The 21195-nt window shown below is 45.3% G+C and carries 15 protein-coding genes and 5 tRNA genes; 14 read left to right on the forward strand and 6 right to left on the reverse strand.

The window, feature by feature from the left end; all coding sequences use genetic code 11:
• Positions 1-53: 53 nt before the first annotated feature.
• Positions 54-593, reverse strand: a complete 540-nt coding sequence (locus KI659_RS05960) for an RNA methyltransferase (protein ID WP_213944449.1) — start codon at positions 591-593, stop codon at positions 54-56.
• Between the two features lie 81 nt (positions 594-674).
• Here KI659_RS05960 and mutS point away from each other — a divergent pair, with 81 nt between their 5' ends.
• From mutS to KI659_RS05995, 7 genes are all read left to right on the forward strand, one after another.
• Positions 675-3275, forward strand: coding sequence for a DNA mismatch repair protein MutS (gene mutS, locus KI659_RS05965; protein WP_213944450.1), 2601 nt, complete (start codon positions 675-677; stop codon positions 3273-3275).
• 58 nt (positions 3276-3333) lie between these two features.
• Positions 3334-4128, forward strand: a complete 795-nt coding sequence (locus KI659_RS05970; RefSeq protein WP_213944451.1) for a helix-turn-helix domain-containing protein — start codon at positions 3334-3336, stop codon at positions 4126-4128.
• Between the two features lie 151 nt (positions 4129-4279).
• Positions 4280-4352 (forward strand) — tRNA-Gly (locus KI659_RS05975).
• 56 nt (positions 4353-4408) lie between these two features.
• A tRNA-Leu gene (locus tag KI659_RS05980) sits at positions 4409-4492 on the forward strand.
• Positions 4493-4746: 254 nt separating this feature from the next.
• A tRNA-Gly gene (locus KI659_RS05985) sits at positions 4747-4822 on the forward strand.
• A 101-nt stretch (positions 4823-4923) separates the two neighbouring features.
• Positions 4924-4995 (forward strand) — tRNA-Gly (locus KI659_RS05990).
• Between the two features lie 99 nt (positions 4996-5094).
• A tRNA-Gly gene (locus KI659_RS05995) sits at positions 5095-5166 on the forward strand.
• A gap of 197 nt (positions 5167-5363) precedes the next feature.
• On the opposite strand, the gene KI659_RS06000 is transcribed toward KI659_RS05995, so the two are convergent.
• Together KI659_RS06000 and KI659_RS06005 are read right to left on the reverse strand one after the other, a co-directional pair.
• Positions 5364-6128, reverse strand: a complete 765-nt coding sequence (locus KI659_RS06000; protein WP_213944452.1) for a hypothetical protein — start codon at positions 6126-6128, stop codon at positions 5364-5366.
• Positions 6129-6364: 236 nt separating this feature from the next.
• Entirely contained in the window at positions 6365-7123 is a 759-nt protein-coding gene (locus KI659_RS06005; RefSeq protein ID WP_246535304.1) for a superoxide dismutase, read from the reverse strand.
• A 210-nt stretch (positions 7124-7333) separates the two neighbouring features.
• Here KI659_RS06005 and dapF point away from each other — a divergent pair, with 210 nt between their 5' ends.
• The 4 genes from dapF (at position 7334) to KI659_RS06025 (ending at position 13301) form a co-directional block, all read left to right on the forward strand.
• On the forward strand, positions 7334-8110 hold the full coding sequence (dapF, locus tag KI659_RS06010; protein WP_213944453.1) for a diaminopimelate epimerase: 777 nt from the start codon (positions 7334-7336) through the stop codon (positions 8108-8110).
• A 93-nt stretch (positions 8111-8203) separates the two neighbouring features.
• Positions 8204-11572: a preprotein translocase subunit SecA gene (secA, locus tag KI659_RS06015; RefSeq protein WP_213944454.1), complete on the forward strand. Its 3369-nt coding sequence runs from the start codon at positions 8204-8206 to the stop codon at positions 11570-11572.
• Between the two features lie 9 nt (positions 11573-11581).
• The gene (locus KI659_RS06020; protein ID WP_213944455.1) at positions 11582-12124 is read left to right on the forward strand and encodes a hypothetical protein; all 543 of its coding nucleotides are present in this window, start codon (positions 11582-11584) and stop codon (positions 12122-12124) included.
• Positions 12111-13301, forward strand: coding sequence for a M20 metallopeptidase family protein (locus KI659_RS06025; protein ID WP_213944456.1), 1191 nt, complete (start codon positions 12111-12113; stop codon positions 13299-13301). Before KI659_RS06020 ends, KI659_RS06025 begins: the two co-directional genes overlap by 14 nt.
• Before the next feature lie 14 nt (positions 13302-13315).
• On the opposite strand, the gene KI659_RS06030 is transcribed toward KI659_RS06025, so the two are convergent.
• Both KI659_RS06030 and KI659_RS06035 read right to left on the reverse strand, forming a co-directional pair.
• The gene (locus KI659_RS06030; protein ID WP_213944457.1) at positions 13316-13801 is read right to left on the reverse strand and encodes a hypothetical protein; all 486 of its coding nucleotides are present in this window, start codon (positions 13799-13801) and stop codon (positions 13316-13318) included.
• Between the two features lie 50 nt (positions 13802-13851).
• Complete coding sequence (locus KI659_RS06035) at positions 13852-15261, reverse strand: hypothetical protein (RefSeq protein WP_213944458.1); 1410 nt, start codon at positions 15259-15261, stop codon at positions 13852-13854.
• A gap of 92 nt (positions 15262-15353) precedes the next feature.
• Between KI659_RS06035 and rbfA the strand changes: the two genes are divergently transcribed.
• The 3 genes from rbfA (at position 15354) to KI659_RS06050 (ending at position 20041) form a co-directional block, all read left to right on the forward strand.
• Complete coding sequence (gene rbfA / locus KI659_RS06040) at positions 15354-15737, forward strand: 30S ribosome-binding factor RbfA (RefSeq protein WP_213944459.1); 384 nt, start codon at positions 15354-15356, stop codon at positions 15735-15737.
• Between the two features lie 18 nt (positions 15738-15755).
• Positions 15756-16979, forward strand: a complete 1224-nt coding sequence (locus KI659_RS06045) for an FtsX-like permease family protein (RefSeq protein WP_213944460.1) — start codon at positions 15756-15758, stop codon at positions 16977-16979.
• A 125-nt stretch (positions 16980-17104) separates the two neighbouring features.
• The gene (locus KI659_RS06050; RefSeq protein WP_213944461.1) at positions 17105-20041 is read left to right on the forward strand and encodes a DEAD/DEAH box helicase; all 2937 of its coding nucleotides are present in this window, start codon (positions 17105-17107) and stop codon (positions 20039-20041) included.
• On the opposite strand, the gene alr is transcribed toward KI659_RS06050, so the two are convergent.
• On the reverse strand, positions 20038-21195 hold the full coding sequence (gene alr / locus KI659_RS06055) for an alanine racemase (protein WP_213944462.1): 1158 nt from the start codon (positions 21193-21195) through the stop codon (positions 20038-20040). The genes KI659_RS06050 and alr overlap by 4 nt on opposite strands.

The following is a 21195-nucleotide window of genomic DNA, read 5'->3' on the forward strand; positions in this document are numbered from 1 at the left end:
CCTGAATTAATCCTCGGACAATTGGATGCCCGGGCCGAAAGGTCCGGGTTTTTCTATTTCCCCAAAACCCCCATTTTACTGACCAAATCCCAAATCACAATCCCCATCGTTACTGATATATTTAGGGAATGCTTGGTGCCCAATTGAGGGATTTCGATCACCCGGTCGGATGCTTGGATCACTTCCTGTTCAACCCCAAACACTTCGTTTCCGAAAACCATGGCGTATTTTTGACCATCTTCAGGCTGAAATTCGTGAAGCATCTGGCTTTTGTCCACCTGCTCAATAGCTAGGATTTGATAGCCCTCCTGCTTGAGCTTTTCCACAGCCTCCAAGGTAGATGGCAGATGCTCCCAGTCTACGGATTCGGTGGCCCCCAGGGCGGTTTTCTGGATTTCCCTGTGCGGGGGAGTACCTGTAATGCCACAAAGCATGATTTTTTCCAAGCGAAAAGCATCCGCGGTACGGAATGACGACCCCACATTATTTAGGCTCCTCACATTATCTAGTACCAATACCAGGGGCGTTTTGTCCTTTTGCTTGTATTCTTCGACAGACAGACGGTTTAATTCGTCCATACTTAATTTTTTCATCTGCTTTTTGATTAAAAACCTTTAATTTCAAGGTTTGAATTGCACCTCAAAATTAGCATAAAGAATTAAATCCCCCTTACGATGGCCAAAACCAAATCCAAAGAAACCCCTTTGATGAAGCAGTATAATGCCATAAAAGCCAAGCACCCTGGCGCATTGTTATTGTTTAGGGTGGGTGACTTTTATGAAACCTTTGGGGAGGATGCCATCAAGGCTAGCAAGATTCTGGACATTGTGCTCACCAAGAGGGCAAACGGCTCAGCCTCCCATATCGAACTGGCAGGTTTCCCCCACCATTCTCTCGATTCTTACTTGCCCAAGTTGGTTCGAGCGGGAAATAGAGTGGCGATTTGCGATCAATTGGAGGACCCGAAAGAGGTAAAAGGGATCGTCAAAAGAGGTGTCACGGAATTGGTGACCCCCGGTCTTTCCTTCAACGATAATGTGCTGGATAAGCGCCGAAACAATTATTTGGCTTCCATAAAATTCGGCAAAACCGAGCATGGTCTGGCCTTCCTGGATCTATCCACCGGGGAGTTTATGACCAGTCAGGGAAGCACTTCCTATATTGAAAAACTGCTTCAAAGCTTTGCCCCTTCTGAGGTAATTTATTCCAAGGCCCAAAAAAGCAGTGCTGCTGAGATTTTAAAAGACCAATTCAACACTTTTCACTGCGAAGACTGGGTCTATCAGTATGATTATGCCTATGAAAAACTGACTGAACACTTTCAGACCAGCAGTCTAAAAGGTTTTGGTATTGAAAACTTGGATGAAGGCATAGTGGCCGCCGGAGCCATTCTGTATTATTTGGAAGAAACCGAACACAAAGAGGTCAAGCATATCGCCTCCATCTCCAGGATCGCTGAGGAAAAATTCGTTTGGCTGGATAAGTTTACCATCCGCAACCTGGAGTTGGTTTATTCGCAGCAGGAAGGTGGGGTTCCATTAATTCAGATTTTGGACCAATCGGTCACCCCAATGGGTTCGAGGTTGATGAAAAAGTGGATGGTGCTGCCGCTAAAGGAAAAAGAGCAGATTGAGGAACGGTTAAATGTCGTGGAGTATTTCTCCAAGGAAAGCGAAATGAGTGAAGAGATCCTGGGGCATTTGAAGCACATTGGGGATTTGGAAAGGCTGATTTCCAAAGTAGCCGTGGGTAGGATCAACCCGCGGGAAATGAATCAGCTGAAAAGAGCGCTCAAAAGCACGCTGCCCATTAAGGAGTTGCTCAAAAAGCAAAAGAACCCATCCCTCAAGAAAATAGCTGACCAGATCAATTCCTGCGAGTTTTTGCTGGAAAAGATAGAAAATGAACTTCTCGAGGATGCCCCTATGCTCACCCACCAGGGCGGCGTGATCAAAAACGGTGTGGATCCCGATTTGGATGAATACAGGAGGCTGGCCAATTCCGGTAAGGATTACCTGCTTCAGATGCAGCAGAGGGAAATACAAAAAACCGGTATTTCTTCTCTTAAAGTAGCCTATAATAAAGTGTTTGGATACTACCTGGAAGTCTCCAATACCCATAAAGCCAAAGTTCCCGCAGAGTGGATCAGAAAGCAGACGCTGGTAAATGCGGAGCGATATATCACCGAGGAACTGAAAGTTTATGAGGAAAAAATCCTGAATGCCGAAGAAAGGCTGATTTCCTTAGAGCAAAAATACTTCATGCTGTTGGTGCAGGATGCGGCCGAATATGTGGCCAGTATCCAGCAAAACGCCAGGATGCTGGCCATGGTGGATTGCTTGTTGTCTTTTGCCCAGGTGGCCCAAGCCAACAATTATTGTAGACCCAAATGCAGCGATACAGATGTGATCGAAATAAAAGATGGTAGGCATCCGGTGATCGAAAGACAGCTGGGGATCGGGGAGGAGTATGTTCCCAATGATATATACCTTGATCACTCCAGCCAGCAGATCATCATTATCACCGGACCCAACATGGCCGGTAAATCGGCCCTTTTGAGGCAGACCGCCTTAATCGTGTTGATGGCCCAGATGGGTAGTTTTGTACCTGCCAGCTATGCCAGGATTGGGCTAATTGATAAGGTGTTTACCCGTGTGGGGGCATCTGATAACCTGAGTAAAGGGGAATCTACATTTATGGTCGAAATGACCGAAACGGCCAGCATCCTAAACAACCTTTCTGACAGGTCGCTCGTGCTCATGGATGAGATCGGCCGGGGTACTTCTACTTATGATGGTATATCCATAGCTTGGTCGATTGTGGAGTTTCTTCACAACCATCCAAAATTCAGGGCCAAGACGCTTTTTGCCACCCACTACCATGAGCTTAACCAATTAGCTGAAGACTTTGGAAGGGTCAAGAATTTCAACGTTTCAGTGAAGGAAGTGGGCAATAAGGTGGTCTTCATGCGTAAACTCAAGGAAGGGGGCAGTGAACACAGTTTTGGTATCCATGTGGCGCAGATGGCCGGTATGCCCAATCCGGTGGTATTGAGAGCGTCTGAGATCATGTCCCACTTGGAAAAAGATAAAAGCCTGCACCAGCAGCAGGAAAAACTGAAGGATGTTCCGAAAAACAACTATCAATTGAGCCTTTTCGAAATAGATCCAAAGTTTAAGGAAATTCAGGAAACGATCGAAAAACTTGATATTAATACTATATCTCCAGTGGAGGCCCTTATAAAACTCAATGAAATCAAAAAAAAGCTGGAGTAATCTTATATAATTGAACGATTTTAGCTATTATAGCGCTATAGGAAGAACGAATAAGAATATGGGTGTAGAGTTATTGGAAGCGCTAAAGACTCAAGACAAGTATAGGAAGCTATTCCATGCTTGGTCAAATAGAGAGTTTGGGCGCCAGGAAAAGGAAGAGAAATTCATTCAGGAGCTTCGAGAATTCAGTGAGAAAGTAGGAGTCAAAGACAACCTGATTGTGGGAAGTTTTGATTACAGGGATTTTAGCCTCGCTTTCTTTACGGACAATATATTTGATGTGTCGGGCTTGCCGGCAGAATACTTCAAGCGGTATGGCTTGGAGGCCACCATGTCGATGTTTCATCATGAGGATAGAGAGGAAGTGCTCAAATTCCAGAAGATGAATATCGATACCTATGATTCATTAAGTCTTAATGAAAAAAAGACCTTTGGGGCGAGTTATACCTACAGGTGGATCCACAGGCTTACCGGTGAGGAGATCTGGCAGCAGACCAGTATTGTTCCCTTTATGACGGATGAAAATGGGAATATCATTTTGGACCTTCAGATTTGCATGAGATTGAATGCTCCGCCAGATCCGGCAAAGTTCCATTGGGAATTCCACTATACAGCCGATAACGGTGCGCTGATCAAAATGGCCAAACAATTTGAAGATGTGGCCAAAAACAAGCTTTCCAAACGGGAATATGAAGTGGCGCAGCTCATCGTTAATGGGGTTCAGGCGAGTGACATTGCCAAGGAATTGGGGATTAGCCCAAATACACTGGTGACGCACCGAAAGAATATCATGAAGAAATTGAAGATCAACTCTTCCTTGGAGCTGGTGAGAATAATGATGCATAAAAGCTGATAAAAAATAAGCTTCTGAAAATCAGTAAATAGGGCTTAAAAGGCGAAAAATATTGATTTTTTTTCAGCGGGGAGTTTGCAAATCAGGAAAAGTGCTATACCTTTGTATCCACAATCGCACGAGATTGAAAGCAAACAAAAAAAACAAATAAGCGAAAGTAGCTCAGCTGGTAGAGCACGACCTTGCCAAGGTCGGGGTCGCGAGTTCGAATCTCGTCTTTCGCTCAAAAGCCCTTGAAAAAGGGCTTTGTTGTTTTAGCCTTTCTGTAAAAGGAAATGCTGCCGGGATGGTGGAATAGGTAGACACGCAAGACTTAAAATCTTGTGGCCGTAAGGCCGTGCGGGTTCGATTCCCGCTCCTGGTACAAAAGCCGCTCAGATCTGAGCGGCTTTTTTTTATGCCCTCCCGTCTTCCGTCTCCGGTCTTCCGTCTCCCGTCTCGTAAATACCAATCCCAATTTAAAACAGTCCAAATCCCTCGATGAATCACCATTTTTGCACTTTTCAAATATTTAATATTTTTTACCGCTGTATATCAGCAGGTTGTTGGATTGGGGTTGAAAAAGTTAGGGTTGTGCCAGTTTTTGGAACCGTAATTGCATAAATGCTCAATAACAATGCGAAAGTAGCTCAGGTGGAAGAGCACAACCTTTCCAAGGTTGGGGTCGTGAGTTCGAATCTTGCCTTTCGCTCCATAGCTTGCCTTATAAGGATGCAAGCTGCTTTTTCAACTATTTTTTCAGCCATATTTAATGGCATAGGGAAACTTTTTTGAATGAGTTTTTAGTGTACAAAAGCGAAAGTAGCTCAGTGGCAGAGCACAGTCTTTCCAAGACTGGGGTCGTAAGTTCAATTCTTGCCTTTCGCTCAATACAACTTCATACGGAAGCTGTAATTTTTTAGAACTGATTTTTTGATGCCTTTTTGGCAATCTGGGATTTTTAGGGATATTTTTTAACGTACAAATGCGAAAGTAGCTCAGTGGCAGAGCACAGCCTTTCCAAGGCTGGGGTCGTAAGTTCAAATCTTGCCTTTCGCTCAATAAAAAATAGGCCGGTTTTACCGGCCTATTTTTTTGTCCATAGCCGTAAATTATCCAATTTTACTACTTAATCTCTAGATCTTCTCTGGTGCCTCTACTGCTCTGTGGTTTTTTTATAATTTTCATCCTATTGCCTGTAAAAACAAAAAGGCCGACTTGCGCCGGCCTTTAGGGGTGATTAGGATTAAAAAATGTTATTTTACAAACTCCACAGAAGAGTCTAGGTTGGCTCTGATGGCGGCGTGAATGTCTCCATTCCCGTCCACGTCATTCGGTCCAATATCAATAAATCCATCAGCATCAGCATCGGTGGCAGCGGAGAAATCCACTCCATTAAACATGCTCTGCAGATCGAAATACAACCACAAGTCGGCATCTCCGTCGATGGCATAGCCTCCGGTATCTCTGGAGGTGGCTCTTAGCTCCTCTTCAGTTTCAAACCAGATTCGGGTCGGCGTGTTGTTCACTTCTCCAATGATGTAAAGGGACTTGCCATAGGCAAAATGGTCCTGCTCAACATTGGTGTTCTGATACAGATCAAAGGTAATTTCTGTGTAGGTTCCGTCGGGTGTGCGGCCTTCTCCGATCACGGCTGTTTGATGTTCGCCGTTTTGGATCAAAAGATTAGACTTTGGCTGGGAAGCGGATGTGCCCAGTTCAGCATTCAGATTGGTGGACAGGCTGATGTTGCCCAAGTTGATGCCGGCGCCAATCTCACTTTTTGCGGCATAGCGCATTTCCACATCTTGGGTACCCACCTGAAACTCTGTCACGGACATGGCTCCTACATCCACACGGCTGTTTTCCCCATCCGCATTCTGGTCAGCGGTAGCCCTCAGGGCCACACGGCTCTCTGATTCCACAGGTGTGCCGTCCTCGGTAGTCGTACAGGCAATCATGCCAAAGGCCAGGCCAAATGGCATCATTACTTTTGCGATGTTCAAAAATGATTTTTTCATAAATGTATTTGTTGGTTTATCTCCCCGATTTTTACAAATGCTATGCCACTATAGTACAATTATTTTTAGTTGGTCAAACTGGGTGTTTGCTATGTATCTATTTATTAGTGTTTTATATGGTGGTAAAAGATTGCTTCAAAGTCTCAATTGTACAGCGTTTAAGTACAAAAAAATAGCCTGGGAATTTGCTTTTACGCAAAACCCCAGGCTAAGTATGCTTGGATTTTAGAGTTGGGTTAGCCTTTTAGGCGCTCATATCTTTCGGAGATTTTAGCCCAATCGACCACATTCCACCAGTTGGAAATGTATTCGCCTCTCTCATTTTGATACTTCAAGTAATAAGCGTGTTCCCATACATCAATGCCCATCAGGGGAATGCCCTGGAAATCCACATCGTTCATCAGTGGGTTATCCTGGTTTGGCGTGGAGCCTACAGCGAGGTTTTTATCCCTGTCCAGTACCAGCCAGGCCCATCCAGAACCAAACCTGTCCTTGGCTTCTTCCTCGAATTTGCTCACAAACTCATCATAGCTACCAAATGAATCATTGATTGCCTGGGCCAGGTCCCCTTGGGGTTGCCCACCTCCGTCGGGAGACATGATTTTCCAAAAGAGCTCATGGTTATAATGTCCACCGCCGTTGTTTCTCATCTTGTCAGAGTAGCGAGAGATGTTCATCATCACCTCTTCCAAAGGTTTGCCGGTGTCCACATCCTCCTCTTCGGCGGCTTCCTGCAGGTTGTCGGCGTAGCTTTTGGCATGTTTGGTATAGTGGATTTCCATCGTTTTGGCATCGATATGCGGCTCAAGGGCGGCAAAGCCATATGGCAGGTCTGTTTGGGTGAAGCCAGTTCGGAGGTTGTCCAGGACTGTGTCCTTTTGCGGGCCGGTGCTGCAGGCCATCAGCGCAGATCCCATCGCACTAGACCCGATTCCTATGGCCAGGGTAGCTTTGGTGGTGCGGGAAAGAAAACTCCTTCTCGAAAAATTGCTCATATTATAATTTATTTATGTTCATATTATTGCATAAAATTGTGATCCAAAACCAACGGGGCTCTCACACTAAGGTAGCCATAATTGCCCAATACAAAAAAGAGGTCGGCCATTAAGTCCGAATTTCTGACAAGTTTGGCCGTATTTTATAACTCATCCGACTTGGTTTGGTTTTTGAAAATATATTCTTCGCTTAATAATCAAAGGATTTGAATGAATTTGGAGTTCTATAAATATCAGGGTACGGGCAATGATTTTGTTATGGTGGACGATCGCCAGAATGCCTTCGGTCTACAAAACTTGCCCTTGATCAACAGCATCTGTGACCGAAAGTTTGGAGTAGGGGCAGATGGCCTGATTCTGATCAGAAATCATCCGGAATATGATTTTGAAATGGTGTACTTCAACTCTGACGGAACTCAGAGCATGTGCGGCAACGGTGCGAGATGCGCGGTTGCCTTTTCTCATTTTTTGGGGATAATCAGTGAAGAAACCCATTTCTTGGCCATCGACGGCCCGCATAAGGCAGTCTACAAAGATGATATCGTCCATCTGGAAATGAACGATGTGCCGGGCATCGCCAAGGACGGCGAGGAATATTTTCTCAATACCGGTTCCCCCCACCATGTGAAGTTTGTCGCCGACGTGGCACATTACCCCGTGGTGGAAGAAGGTGCCAACATCAGGTACAGCTCCAAATACTCCCCACGGGGCACCAATGTCAATTTTGTGGAAGTGCTGGATGACCAGGATCTTAACGTGAGGACCTATGAGCGGGGGGTGGAAAATGAGACGCTTTCCTGCGGTACCGGTGTGACGGCCTGCGCTTTGGTACATGGCAGCCTTTCTGGACAAAATCACATCCGGATCAAAACTTTAGGGGGTGCCTTGGAAGTTAAATTTAAGAAGGAGGATGAGGACCGCTTTACAGAGGTGGTGCTATCCGGTCCTGCCCGCCAGGTATTCCAAGGAAGCATTGCAATCGATTAAGAATACAAGATAAAACCATCAAAAGAGGACAATAATTTACTATTCTGCCAAAAAGAAAGTAATTTTAAAGCCATTTTAATTTGATCAAAATATATGTTAGATATTATAGCGAAAGGACTGGCAAAGGTTTTCGGGACCAAGTCAGATAGGGATATAAAGGAGGTTTTGCCCATCGTTGACCAGATCAACCAAGAGTTTGGCAAGCTTCACCAGCTTACCGATGATGAACTCAGAGCCCAAACAATTGAGCTGAAAAGCATCATCAACAAGGACTTGGCTTCATTTGACGACCAGATCAAATCCATTAAGGAAAAAATCAACGCGATGGAGGCCGACAAGGTCCATGAAAAAGATGCCCTTTTCAACGAGATCGACAAAATCGAAAAAGACCGTGATCAGGAGTTGGAAAAATCTTTGGAGAAAATACTTCCAAGGGCTTTTGCAGTGGTAAAGGAAACGGCCAAAAGGTTTAAGGAAAACGGCAAACTTGTAGTGACCGCCAATCCTGAGGATCAGGTAATGGCCGCCAACAAGCCCAACGTGGAAATTGACGGGGACAAGGCAATCTGGCACAACAAGTGGCTGGCTGCCGGGACCGAAATCACCTGGGACATGCTTCACTACGATGTGCAGCTGATCGGGGGTATCACCCTTCACAAGGGTAAAATCGCCGAGATGGCCACTGGTGAAGGTAAAACCCTGGTTTCAACCCTTCCTTCTTTCCTCAATGCGCTTTCCGGCAGAGGCGTACACGTGGTAACAGTCAACGACTACCTTGCCAAACGTGACTCCGAATGGAACGCTCCACTTTTTGAATTCCACGGTCTCAAAGTAGACTGTATCGACAAATACCCCCCTAATTCCGCAGGAAGAAGAAAAGCATACAACGCTGACATCGTATACGGAACCAACAACGAATTCGGCTTTGATTACCTCAGGGACAACATGGCCAGGGATTCCAATGACCTGGTTCAGGGCAAGCACCATTTTGCCATGATTGATGAGGTCGATTCTGTATTGATTGATGATGCAAGAACACCTTTGATCATCTCCGGCCCAGTGCCAAGAGGGGATGAGCATGAATTTTATGAGCTCAAGCCAAGAGTATCCACTCTTGTGGAAGAGCAGCGAAAACTGGTGCAGGGCTATCTTACAGAAGCCAAACGCCTGATCAAAGAAGGAAACCAAAAAGAAGGTGGTTTATCCTTGTTTAGAGCCTTCCGTGGGATGCCTAAATACAAACCTTTGATCAAGTATCTTTCTGAGCCTGGTATCCGAGTGGTTCTACAGAAAACGGAAAACTATTATCTCCAGGATAACAAAAGGATGATGCCAGAGGCGGATGAACCTCTTTTGTTTACCATTGACGAGAAGTCCAACACTGTAGACCTTACCGACAACGGTATCGAGGTGTTGACCAAGAAAAACGAAACGGTGGATTTCTTCATTCTTCCTGATATTGGGATGGAAATTGCCGAAATGGAGAAAAATGAGGAGATTGATGAGAAGGAAAAGCTTATTCGCAAGGAAGAAATCATCAAGGATTACGGCGTAAAAGCCCAGCGTATCCATACAGTAAACCAGCTGTTGAAAGCTTACTGTATGTTTGAAAAAGATACCGAGTATATCCTGGTGGACGGCAAGGTGAAGATTGTCGATGAGCAAACCGGTCGTGTGATGGAAGGAAGGCGTTATTCTGACGGTCTTCACCAGGCGATTGAAGCCAAGGAGAATGTGAAGGTAGAAGATGCCACGCAAACTTATGCCACGGTAACCCTTCAGAATTATTTCAGAATGTACCACAAGCTTTCCGGTATGACCGGTACAGCCGAAACGGAAGCGGGTGAATTTTGGGAAATCTATAAATTGGATGTAGTCGTAATCCCCACCAACCGTCCTATTTCAAGGGATGACAGGCAGGATAAAGTTTATAAGACCGTAAGGGAGAAATTCAATGCCGTAGTGGACGAAATCAACGAATTGACCACCGCTGGAAGGCCGGTACTTGTGGGGACCACATCAGTGGAGATTTCGGAAGTTCTCAGCCGTATGTTGACCTTGCGCAAAATCAAGCACCAGGTATTGAATGCCAAGCAGCACGCCAAGGAAGCGGAAGTGGTAGCCGAAGCCGGTAAGCCGGGCACAGTGACTATCGCCACCAACATGGCCGGTAGGGGTACCGATATTAAATTGACCCCGGAATCCAAGCAGGCTGGTGGTTTGGCCATCATCGGTACGGAAAGACACGAATCCAGGAGGGTTGATAGACAGCTTAGAGGTCGTGCCGGCCGACAAGGTGACGTGGGTTCTTCCCAGTTCTTTGTTTCCCTAGAAGATAACCTGATGAGGTTGTTCGGTTCCGAAAGAATCGCAAAACTTATGGATAGAATGGGACTCGAGGAAGGCGAGGTGATCCAGCACTCCATGATTACCAAATCCATCGAAAGAGCCCAGAAGAAGGTAGAGGAAAACAACTTCGGTGTTCGTAAGCGTTTGCTTGAATACGATGATGTGATGAACTCCCAAAGAGAAGTAGTCTACAAGCGGAGGAAAAATGCCTTGATGGGTGAAAGGCTTGAGTTGGACATTCTCAACATCATGTATGATGTATGTTCGGATATCATCGATATGGCCAAAGCTTCCGATGATATGGAAAACCTGAGAATGAACATATACAGCTCTTTGGGTATTGACCATAAGTTTACCGAGGAGCAGGTTAAATCGAAGGATGCCCATAGCTTGACTCAGGAGCTTTTTGAAGCAGCTTATCAGAATTATAGAGCCAAAAACGAGAGAATCCTTAACAGGGCGCTTCCGATCATCAAGGATGTGCATGAGCAAAGGGGCGGAACAGTCCGGGATATTATGGTGCCTATCTCTGATGGTATCAAGCAGATTGGCGTAGTGGTAAACTTGGAGTCTACTATTGAAAATGAGGGTAGGGATTTGATCAGGGCCATTGAGAAGAATGTTACATTGGCAATCATTGACCAAAACTGGAAAGAGCATCTAAGAGATATGGATGACCTCAAGCAATCCGTGCAAAATGCGGTGTATGAGCAGAAGGACCCATTGCTTATTTACAAGTTTGAGGCATTTGAAATGTTCAAGCGTTTTGTCGGCAAGTTGAATGAAGATATCATTTCCTTTATCTCCAAGGCCGAACTGCCTAAGCAAAATCCTGATCAGGTAAATACCGCCCAGCCACAAAGAGCGCCAGAACCAAAAGTTCAGGCTTCCAAAGAAGAAGTTGGCAGCTCAATTGCAGGCAACCGTACACCGGCTGCTACCGCCCCATCAAGCAGGCAGCAAGTGGTAGAACCAAGGAAATCTGATAAGGCTTATGGAAGAAACGACAAGGTTTCTGTCCAGTATCCGAATGGCAGCGTGAAAAAGAACGTGAAATTCAAAAGCGTGGAAGATGACCTGCAAAACGGTCGATGCGTAATCATCGAGAACTAATCCTGTGATATGAAAAATGCTTTAATTGTAATATTGGTTTCCATGTTTGCTTTCAGCTGTGCCGCCATCAAAAGGGGGCCGGCTGATGCCTATAGGGATTATTCAGAAGACCTTTCGGAAACTCGCGTAACCTTCCCTGAACTTCCAGATCCTGATGAGATGGAAAAAGAGTCCTCCGTGTCAAAAGGCTCCGGCGCTCCGGTAGACAAGGACTTGGAAGAAGCGATCAGCTATTTCAAGCGGGACAATGAAGACAAACAGTATTACAATGGCTTTACCATTTTGGTATATAGCGGTGTGGATAGGGAGAAAGCCTTTGAAACCCGAAATGATATTTATACGGCCCACCCAGACGTGAAGGCGGATATGCAATATCAGCAGCCCCGCTATTTGGTCAAGGTTGGGAAGTACATCAACAGAATTGAGGCCCAATCGCTCTATCATAAACTGAAGGATGATTTTCCCACGGCGAGAATCATCCAGGAAAGGTTTGAACGGGATGGGTTTGAAGAAGAAAATGATATAGAAGACGATTTTGATGCTGAAAGATAAAATCAAAACCCTCGCCCAGAAATACAAAAGCGAGGTGATAGATAACAGAAGACATTTACACGCCAACCCTGAATTATCCTTCAAAGAATACAATACGAGCGCATTTGTGGAAACACAATTGCGCTCGTATGGCATTACGGAGATAGAGAAAAAGGCTGATACCGGTTGGGTAGCTTTGATCAAAGGGAAAAATCCTGATAAAAAAGTGGTTGCCCTGCGCGGAGACATGGACGCCCTCCCCATAGAAGAGCAAAACGATGTCTCTTATAAATCCCAGAACCAAGGTGTGATGCATGCCTGTGGCCATGATGTGCACACCGCTTCACTTTTGGGTGCTGCCAAGATCCTTCAGGAACTTCGGGATGAGTTTGAGGGAACCATTAAGCTTGTTTTCCAACCTGGAGAGGAACTGCTTCCCGGTGGCGCTTCTTTGATGATCAAAGATGGGGTTTTGGAAAACCCCAAGCCTAGCGGAATTGTTGGGCAGCATGTGATGCCCTTGATTGATGTCGGGAAAGTGGGTTTCCGCAAAGGAATGTATATGGCGAGCACGGATGAGCTTTACCTTACGGTCAAAGGAAAAGGCGGACATGGAGCCATGCCTGAAAACTTTGTGGACCCGGTGCTTATTGCCAGCCATATCATTGTAGCTCTACAGCAGATTGTGAGCAGAAAAGCTAGTCCCAAGACCCCAACTGTGCTTTCTTTTGGGAAAGTGCAGGCCAATGGCGCCACCAACATTATCCCTGAGAAGGTGGAGATTGAGGGTACTTTTAGGACACTGGATGAAAAATGGAGATCTGAGGCCCACAAGGCTATGGTCAAAATAGCGGAGGGCATTGCCGAGGGAATGGGCGGCTCGGTTGATTTTGAGGTTAGAAAAGGGTATCCCTTTCTGGTAAATGAGCCGGAATTGACCTCACGCGCCGAAGAGGCTGCCAAGCAATACCTAGGGGAGGAGAATGTGGAGGAGCTGGACATTTGGATGGCTGCCGAAGACTTTTCCTACTATACCCAAGAAATGCCGGGATGTTTTTACCGGTTGGGAATCCGCAACGAAGCCAAAGGAATCACTTCAGGTGTGCACTCACCAACTTTTGACATCGACGAAGATGCGCTTGAGGTGGGATCTGGCTTGATGGCCTATATTGCTGTCAATGAATTGAGCAATTCTTAAAAAAGGATGCCTAATTATTGAACTCGGAGAAAAACCTTATATGTAATTTCTTCGCATTCAAAAGTTGGGCATTCTTCTAAAACGAGTTCGGTGTTGTTATTTTGCAAAGTGAAGTTTATACTTTGAGTATTAACACCAAAATCTGTCTTTACTAATTCTTCTTTCGGAGAATACCAGCCCTCTTGGATATCACTTAGGGAAATAAATAGGACTAAGTCCGTTAATTGCAGGGCTTGATTTTGAATATGGAAGTTCCCGTATCGGTAAGTAGTATAGCCTAATTCCACATCGCTACCAGGCTCCTTTGCGATTAGGGAATGTTGAAATGAACCGTTTGGCTCAAAATGGTAGGTTTCAACCCAATCTATATCCCATCCGGACTGATATTCTCGGATTTCCCATTTCCCATGTAAGGTTGTGACATCTGGAGTAGGGTCATCACTACACGCAAATACTAAAAAAGATACTACCAGCAGGGAAAAAGTCTTCATCCAATTCATAACGCTTCAGGTTAATTGAAACGTAAATTTACGTTTTTATGCCGGAAATCCTAATTTCTATCGGCAATTAGCTTATAAACGCCATCCCTTTGCTTTCTGTACAAATCTCTCAAGGCAGGAATCTGGATCAAAAGCTCCTCAAAAACCCCCTCTTCGTCAATGATGAATTCAGGCTTCTCATTGTTGAAATACTTAAAAGTAGTGGCCATATCGTTGAGATCCTCAAAATCGGTTAACACCCTCTTGGAAAGGTTGTAATTCAAGAATGGCGTGGAGGGATAGGCATGTTGGTAGAAGCCCATGTCGGTACCTAACACGACCACCCTTCGATCGCGGGTAAAGTTATACTTGGAATCAGAAGCCACCCCGTAAGCGGTAATCCTTCCCGATTGGATCTTTTGGAAAGTCCAGGCATATCCCACCAGGGGCACGGCCACGATAAAACCATAAAAGAAGCTCTTGAGCACCACCCTTCTTTCCACATTCATGAAAATCTGGTTGATAAAATAAGCCATGGCAGGCAATAATGGCAGCATCTGGTAAGGTGTTCTCCTATTGGAAATCAGTAAAGTCAACAGCGCAAACATCATGTAGAGCATCATCAGCTGCTTTTGCTTCTGCTGGTTGATCGTCTGGCTCCGCATTAGGGAACTGAATAGAAAACCACTGGCGGCAAACCCAAAGGGCACCAAAAACAGGATCAACATATCCAGGTAGGTGACGTGAATGTAGGCCTCGATGATTCTGGTGGCAAACACAAACTCCAGGAGGAATTCCGGCAGGCCGTTCTGCCAAAAATAATACAGACTGCAAAGCAAAATTGGCTGAAAATAGCCAACCATGGATAATATAAATTGATTGAAGCTAAAGCCCGAAACGGCAATTCCTGCCACGATCAAAAAGGGCAGGAAGAATACCAAGGGGAAATGGAAGCAAGCCGCAATCCCACCAAATACGCCCACCATCAGCACCGATTCGGTACTGTCTTCACTGAGCAGGGTCAGGCTGAAAACCTTTCCCAGTGCCAAAACCAGAAACATTGTCCCAAGCAGAGCTGGTGAGAGGGTAAGAAAATCAAAGGAAAGGTGAAATAGCACCCCCATCACCAAAGCGGGGAGGTAGGTGGTGTCGGAAAATGCCCTATACCTGATAAAGAGATGGTTGATGTAGACGATCTGGAAAATAATGATCAGACCGGCTATGATATGGTAGGCCAAAAGCGATCTTCCAAAGGCCAGATCAATGAGCCAGTAAACCCCAGCCGAAAATGGGCCGTTATCATCAATGATGTCCAAATACATGTGATAGCCCTGTGACATCCTTTCCCCTGTCAGCATCCACATCAGCTCGGGTGTGAGCAATGGGATATCCATCAACAGATAGGGTACCCGCAGGATAAGCAGGATTACCAAGATGCCGGCAATCCGAAACGGGTCATTTACTTTAAAAAAACTTAACAAGGGCGATTGGGGTTGAATGTTTAGCAATCAGCAAACACGAAATTAAACCTTACGCATTTAATTCACTACATTTGTAACGATAATTATCAATTATGGAAAGCAAAAGACAGCAAAAATATTCAAAGTTGATCCAGAAAGAGGTTGGGGAAATATTCCAGCGTGAGGGGCGACATTTGGTGGGAAGTGCCATGGTGACCGTGACGCGCGTGCTGATGAGCCCTGATCTGGGTGTGGCCAAAATTTACCTCAGCTTTTTGCTGGCCAACAACAAGGAGACCTTTGAAAAAATTGACGACAGCAAAAAAGAAATCCGTAAACATCTAGGCCGACGAATCGGCAAAAGCGTCAGGGTGATTCCTGAGCTTATTTTCTTCCCGGATGATTCCGCCGCTTATGCCCAGCACATGGACAAGGTGATTTCCGATTTGGATATTCCTGAAGCCGGTGAGGAAGAAGATGAAGAGGATGACAAATAATTAACTCCAATACCGATCTTGAACCTATCCTTTTTCATAGCTTCCCGATATTTCAGAAGCAAAAAGAAGCGTAATTTCATCACCATTCTTTCCCGGATCTCCATGATTGGGGTAGCGGTAGGCACTATGGCGCTAGTCATAGTGCTTTCGGTGTTTAATGGCCTTGAAGATCTCATCCGGGGGCTGTATGCTTCTTTTGATGCAGAACTAAAGGTGGAAGCAGCGGTTGGGAAATCCTTCCGGGTGGAGCAGGATTGGCTGAATGAAATACAGACGGTAGAAGGAGTGGAAGTGGTGACCGAGGTGATCGAAGACAATGCACTTTTTGGCTACAAAGGCGTGCAGAAGGTAGCAAAACTGAAAGGTGTATCGGATAATTTTCTCGATCAGGGCAGATTTGAGCAAGGCTATTTCCGAGGCCAAATTTCACTGGGCACAGAAAAGCAGCCGGAGGCTATCTTGGGTATGGGAGTGGCCAGCTCCTTACGTGTGGACATCAACAATGACCTGGAGTTTTTGACCGTGTATTATCCCAAAGCCAGCCGGTCAGGTTCCATTGATCCACGGCAGATGTACAACCGGGAGATCATCCGGCCAATTGGATATTTCAGCATTGAAAAGCAGTTTGACGATGAGTACATCATCGCGCCCATCTCCTTTGTGGAGGAATTGCTTGAATATGGCAATAGGCGAACCGCTCTGGAGATCAAAGTGCTGGAGGGCTACAGGATTTCCCAAGTGAAAAGAAACCTGAGAGAACATCTAGGCACTGATTTTTTGGTTAGAGACACGGATGAGCAGCATGCTTCCCTTTTAAGAGCCATCAAAATAGAAAAACTGTTCGTTTACCTGACCTTGACCTTTATTCTTGCTGTGGCTTCGTTCAACATCTTTTTTTCACTCAGCATGTTGGCCATTGAGAAAAAGAAAGATATTGCCGTACTGAAAGCTTTGGGGGCCAAAGACAGCCTCATTCAGGCCATTTATCTAAAACAGGGGGCAATCATCGCCTTCTCTGGAGCAATCATTGGGCTTGTGCTGGGGTTTTTGATCGTGTGGCTTCAGGACACCTTTGGACTGGTGAGTTTGGGAGTGGCCAGCTCCATCATCGACAATTATCCGGTCAAAATGGTGTGGACGGATTTCCTGTATACCTGTATCAGCGTGATCGCCATTACCCTGATGGCCTCCTATCGACCTGCCAAAATTGCTTCAAAGGTCAAAACAGTTGAGCAACTGTAAGCAGCCATATTTCGGCTAATTTATGGGGCATTTTTCCTAAATTTTCGTTATTTTGCGAGCTATTGTATTATGGATTTTGTGCCATCGCCGCCCATTTTCCTTCGTTGCTTGTAACTTGGTTGATTATGAAAGTTTCTTCGGAGAAGCCCTTTGAGATTGTTTACGCCCTATTTATCCACGAATACTTCGGGATTCTTTTTGAATCTTTTGTGGTGCAGCTGGATGAGAAGGGGAGGCTTTCGTATGCCAATCAAAACATTTCTTTCAAAAACGCCAAGGACTTTGCCTCAGGGCTGGATGATACGGACTATGAGCTTATCAAGCTTATGGACAACATGCAGACCGACGCCATTTCCAAGAAATTCAACACCAAAAACCTCAAACCGAAGGATTTTATCCGTAAGATTTACGATGAGAAAACAGGTAACAAGACGATTCAGGATCAGATAGAATTGAAACTGGAAAGTTTGCGGGCGCAGGTTCTGGAAAAGCTTCAGGGAAAACGGCTTTTTGAAATGGGAAATGACGGCAATCCCATATGGAAAGAGATCCAGGTGATGCCCAATAAGGCCTCAGTGCTATTTCATTTTAGAAGAAATGAGGAAAACACCCATTATTTCCCAACCATCAAATACGATGGAGAAAAGCTCGAGTGGCAGTATAAAAACGGTTATTTGATTTGTAAAGAGCCGGCTTGGCTGGTCGTGGATCAAAAACTTTACAGCTTTGAGAAAAATGTGGATGGGAAAAAGCTGAATCCTTTCCTCAACAAAAAATTCATTGTCATTCCCAAAAAAGTAGAACAGTCGTATTACGAGAAATTTGTCACTCAATTGGTTAGCTCATTTGATGTGTATGCCAAAGGGTTTGATATAAAAGTGGAAAGAAAGCAGCCTGAGCCTTATTTGAGCCTGAGTGACTTACCGGGCAATGGATCTTCACAGGATCTTTTTGGAAATAATGTGGCAGGAGAGCCTGAATCGGAGGATAAGATTATTTTTGACCTGAAATTCCAATATGGAAATTACTCCTTTCGCTCAGATGAAAAACGTCCAAATGACGTAAAGCTGGAGCAGCAGGGAGATAACTATACTTTTTACAAGGTCATGAGAGACCTTGAAAAAGAGAAAAGCTACGGCGACTACCTTAAGGAGATGGGTTTGCCGGTAAAATCCTCTCGATTTTCTCTTGAGAAATCAAAAGCCTTCGATTGGATCAATCATAATCGCGAGCAGCTGGAGTCAATGGGTGTGAAAATCCTTCAAAACAATAATCTGGAAGGAAAGAAGTATTTTATTGGACAAGCCAGCATTTCAGTTGAGATCAAAGAAAATATTGATTGGTTTGATGTCAATGCTATCATCAAGTTTGGTGAATTTGAAATTCCTTTCCACAAGATTAGGAAAATGCTTACACAGGGCAAAAGTGAATTTGAATTGCCAAACGGAGAAATCGCCGTTATTCCTGACAGCTGGTTTGTTAACTATTCGGAGATTTTCTCCTTCCTAGAAGATAATGATGCCACCCACCAGCATCTCAAACTTAAAAAGCACCATATAGCCCTTGCACAGGAGCTTGAAAAAGGCCAGCTGATCAACCTAACCCTGAGCCGCAAACTGGAAAAGCTGAAAGACTTCTCCAACATTGAGGATTATGAGCTTCCCGCTGGCTTCCAGGGAGAATTGAGGCCTTACCAAAAGGCGGGCTACAATTGGCTAAGATTCCTGAATGATTATAGCTTTGGCGGTTGCCTTGCCGATGATATGGGTCTTGGTAAAACGGTCCAAACCCTTGCGATGCTTGCCCATGAAAAAGAGCTGAACCCAGATAGCACTTCACTGCTGGTAATGCCGACTTCCCTGATTTACAACTGGGAACTGGAGGCAAGGAAATTTACGCCAAAACTCAAAATATTGACCTATACCGGTTCATTCCGGGTCAAGGACACTTCCCAATTTCACAAATATGACCTGGTGTTGACTTCCTACGGCATCACCAGGCTGGATATTGACGTGTTGAAACAGTTTTACTTCAACTATGTGATTTTGGATGAATCCCAGGCAATCAAGAACCCGGGAAGCAATATCTCGAAGGCTGTCAATAATTTTCACTGCAAGAATAAACTCATCCTCACGGGTACGCCTGTGGAGAATGGCACCATGGACCTGTGGTCTCAGATGAATTTCATCAACCCAGGTTTATTGGGCAACCAGAGTCTTTTTAAGAAGCAATTTCTATTGCCTATCGAAAAAAAGAACGACATGGACAAGGCCCAAAAGCTGCATGCCACCATCAAGCCTTTCATCCTGCGCCGACTCAAAACCCAAGTGGCCACCGATCTTCCAGAGAAGCTGATCAATGTGAAATATTCCTCCATGACCAGCGAGCAGGAGAAGGCTTACGAAGAGGTGAAGAGCTACTATAGGGAGCAAATTGTCAATGAATTAAGCATGCCAGGGATGGCCAGGAAGCAATTTACCCTGCTTAGAGGCCTTACCCAGCTCAGACAAATAGCCAACCACCCCAAAATGACCGACAAGTCATACGGAGGCGGTTCAGGCAAGTTGGAGGATGTGACGCACATGCTTCATTCCACTGCGAGTGAAGGGCACAAGGTTTTGGTGTTTAGCCAGTTTGTGAGGCACTTGGCAATAGTTAAGGAATTCCTGGATGCTGAAAATATCCGATATGCTTATCTGGATGGTACTACCAAGGACCGTCAGGCCCAAGTGAAGGAGTTTCAGGAAAACGATGAGGTTAAGATCTTCCTGATTTCCCTGAAAGCCGGTGGTGTGGGACTCAACTTGACCAAAGCTGAATATGTGTTTTTACTTGATCCTTGGTGGAATCCTGCCGTAGAGGCACAAGCTATTGACCGTGCGCACAGGATAGGTCAGCAGAACAAGGTCATGATCTATAAATTTATCACCAGAAATACGGTAGAGGAGAAAATCATGGCTTTGCAGGAGAAAAAGATGGCTTTGGCTGGAGAACTTATCAGTACGGAAGAAAGCTTTATGAAGAGCCTCAGCAAAGAGGATATTGAGGCGTTGTTGGACTAAGTGGTAATGGTCCGCTTAATATCTTGGGGCAGCCTAGTAAGCAGCTCGTAGTTGACTTGCTGGGATGTCTCCCCAAAGGAGGCCACCGTGAGCTCCTGCGACTTTTGCTTGCCAATAATTATCACTTCTTCCCCGGCTTTCACATTTCTAAGTTCGGTGATGTCCACCGCAATGCTATTCATGGTTACCGTGCCAACTACCGAGACCATTTTGCCATGGATAAGCACCTTGCCCAGATTGCTTAAAGTCCGGCTAAAGCCATGGGCATAGCCTACCGGCACCAAGGCAATCCGCATATTTCGCGGGGCCATGTAGCTGGTGCCATATCCTATAAAATCCCCCATTTTCACTTCCTTGAGACTCATAATCTCACTTTTCCAACTTAGCAGTCTTTTAAGCGGATTCTTGGTCGTTTGGGTAAGCAGGTGTTTGTATTTGGCCATATAAGTCTCCTGGCTCGGCCAAAATCCGTACAGTAGTATGCCAATCCTCACCATATCCATCACCGTTTCCGGGTAGGTCAGCGCTGCCGCTGAGCAGGCCGTATGATATAGGGAAAACGCAAGCCCTTTGCTCTTGAAGTATTCTTTGAACTTGTGGAAGGTTTCTATCTGCTCCTTAACTCGCACATAATTGCTGATACTTTCCGCACCAGCATAGTGGGTACAAAGTCCGCAGAGCACCAAATGATCCAGGTTTTCAATCAATAATTTGCTGAGCTTTTCCCTTTCCGACCACTCAAATCCCGTACGGTGAAAACCCGTTTCTACTTCTATGTGGATTTTGGCTTTTTTCCCCTTTTGCTTGGCGATAGACAGGATTTTTTCCATCCTATCCATACCAAATACAAAAATGCTCAGCCCGTTTTCCACCACCCAATCCAGCTGTGCTTCGGTGGCCATGCCCATGATCATGATATGGCTGCGATGCTTACTGGCGTGAAATACCCTGTAGGCCTCGTCCACACTGAAGGTGCTAAAATGTCTTACGCCGGCACTTTCAGCTATTTTGACCATGTTTTCTATCCCGTGTCCATAAGCATTGCCTTTTACCACTGCCGAGATGATGGGGTGCTCCCCGATTTCCTGCCTGATGTAGCTGAGGTTGCGTTTATAGGCTGATTTGCTGATTTGGATATAGCTGGTTCCCTGCAT

The sequence above is a fragment of the Litoribacter ruber genome, assembly GCF_018449405.1.
GTDB classification, from domain to species: domain Bacteria; phylum Bacteroidota; class Bacteroidia; order Cytophagales; family Cyclobacteriaceae; genus Litoribacter; species Litoribacter ruber.

Bases quoted from the DNA above. Each gene is read 5' to 3' on its own strand.
- KI659_RS05970 (WP_213944451.1), top strand. From the start codon at position 3,334: ATGGGTGTAGAGTTATTGGAAGCGCTAAAGACTCAAGACAAGTATAGG.
- KI659_RS06025 (WP_213944456.1), top strand. From the start codon at position 12,111: ATGCTGAAAGATAAAATCAAAACCCTCGCCCAGAAATACAAAAGCGAG.
- KI659_RS06020 (WP_213944455.1), top strand. From the start codon at position 11,582: ATGAAAAATGCTTTAATTGTAATATTGGTTTCCATGTTTGCTTTCAGC.
- KI659_RS06030 (WP_213944457.1), bottom strand. From the start codon at position 13,801: ATGAATTGGATGAAGACTTTTTCCCTGCTGGTAGTATCTTTTTTAGTA.
- dapF (WP_213944453.1), top strand. From the start codon at position 7,334: ATGAATTTGGAGTTCTATAAATATCAGGGTACGGGCAATGATTTTGTT.
- KI659_RS06005 (WP_246535304.1), bottom strand. From the start codon at position 7,123: ATGAGCAATTTTTCGAGAAGGAGTTTTCTTTCCCGCACCACCAAAGCT.
- KI659_RS05960 (WP_213944449.1), bottom strand. From the start codon at position 593: ATGAAAAAATTAAGTATGGACGAATTAAACCGTCTGTCTGTCGAAGAA.
- KI659_RS06000 (WP_213944452.1), bottom strand. From the start codon at position 6,128: ATGAAAAAATCATTTTTGAACATCGCAAAAGTAATGATGCCATTTGGC.
- secA (WP_213944454.1), top strand. From the start codon at position 8,204: ATGTTAGATATTATAGCGAAAGGACTGGCAAAGGTTTTCGGGACCAAG.
- KI659_RS06050 (WP_213944461.1), top strand. From the start codon at position 17,105: ATGAAAGTTTCTTCGGAGAAGCCCTTTGAGATTGTTTACGCCCTATTT.
- mutS (WP_213944450.1), top strand. From the start codon at position 675: ATGGCCAAAACCAAATCCAAAGAAACCCCTTTGATGAAGCAGTATAAT.
- alr (WP_213944462.1), bottom strand. From the start codon at position 21,195: ATGCAGGGAACCAGCTATATCCAAATCAGCAAATCAGCCTATAAACGC.
- rbfA (WP_213944459.1), top strand. From the start codon at position 15,354: ATGGAAAGCAAAAGACAGCAAAAATATTCAAAGTTGATCCAGAAAGAG.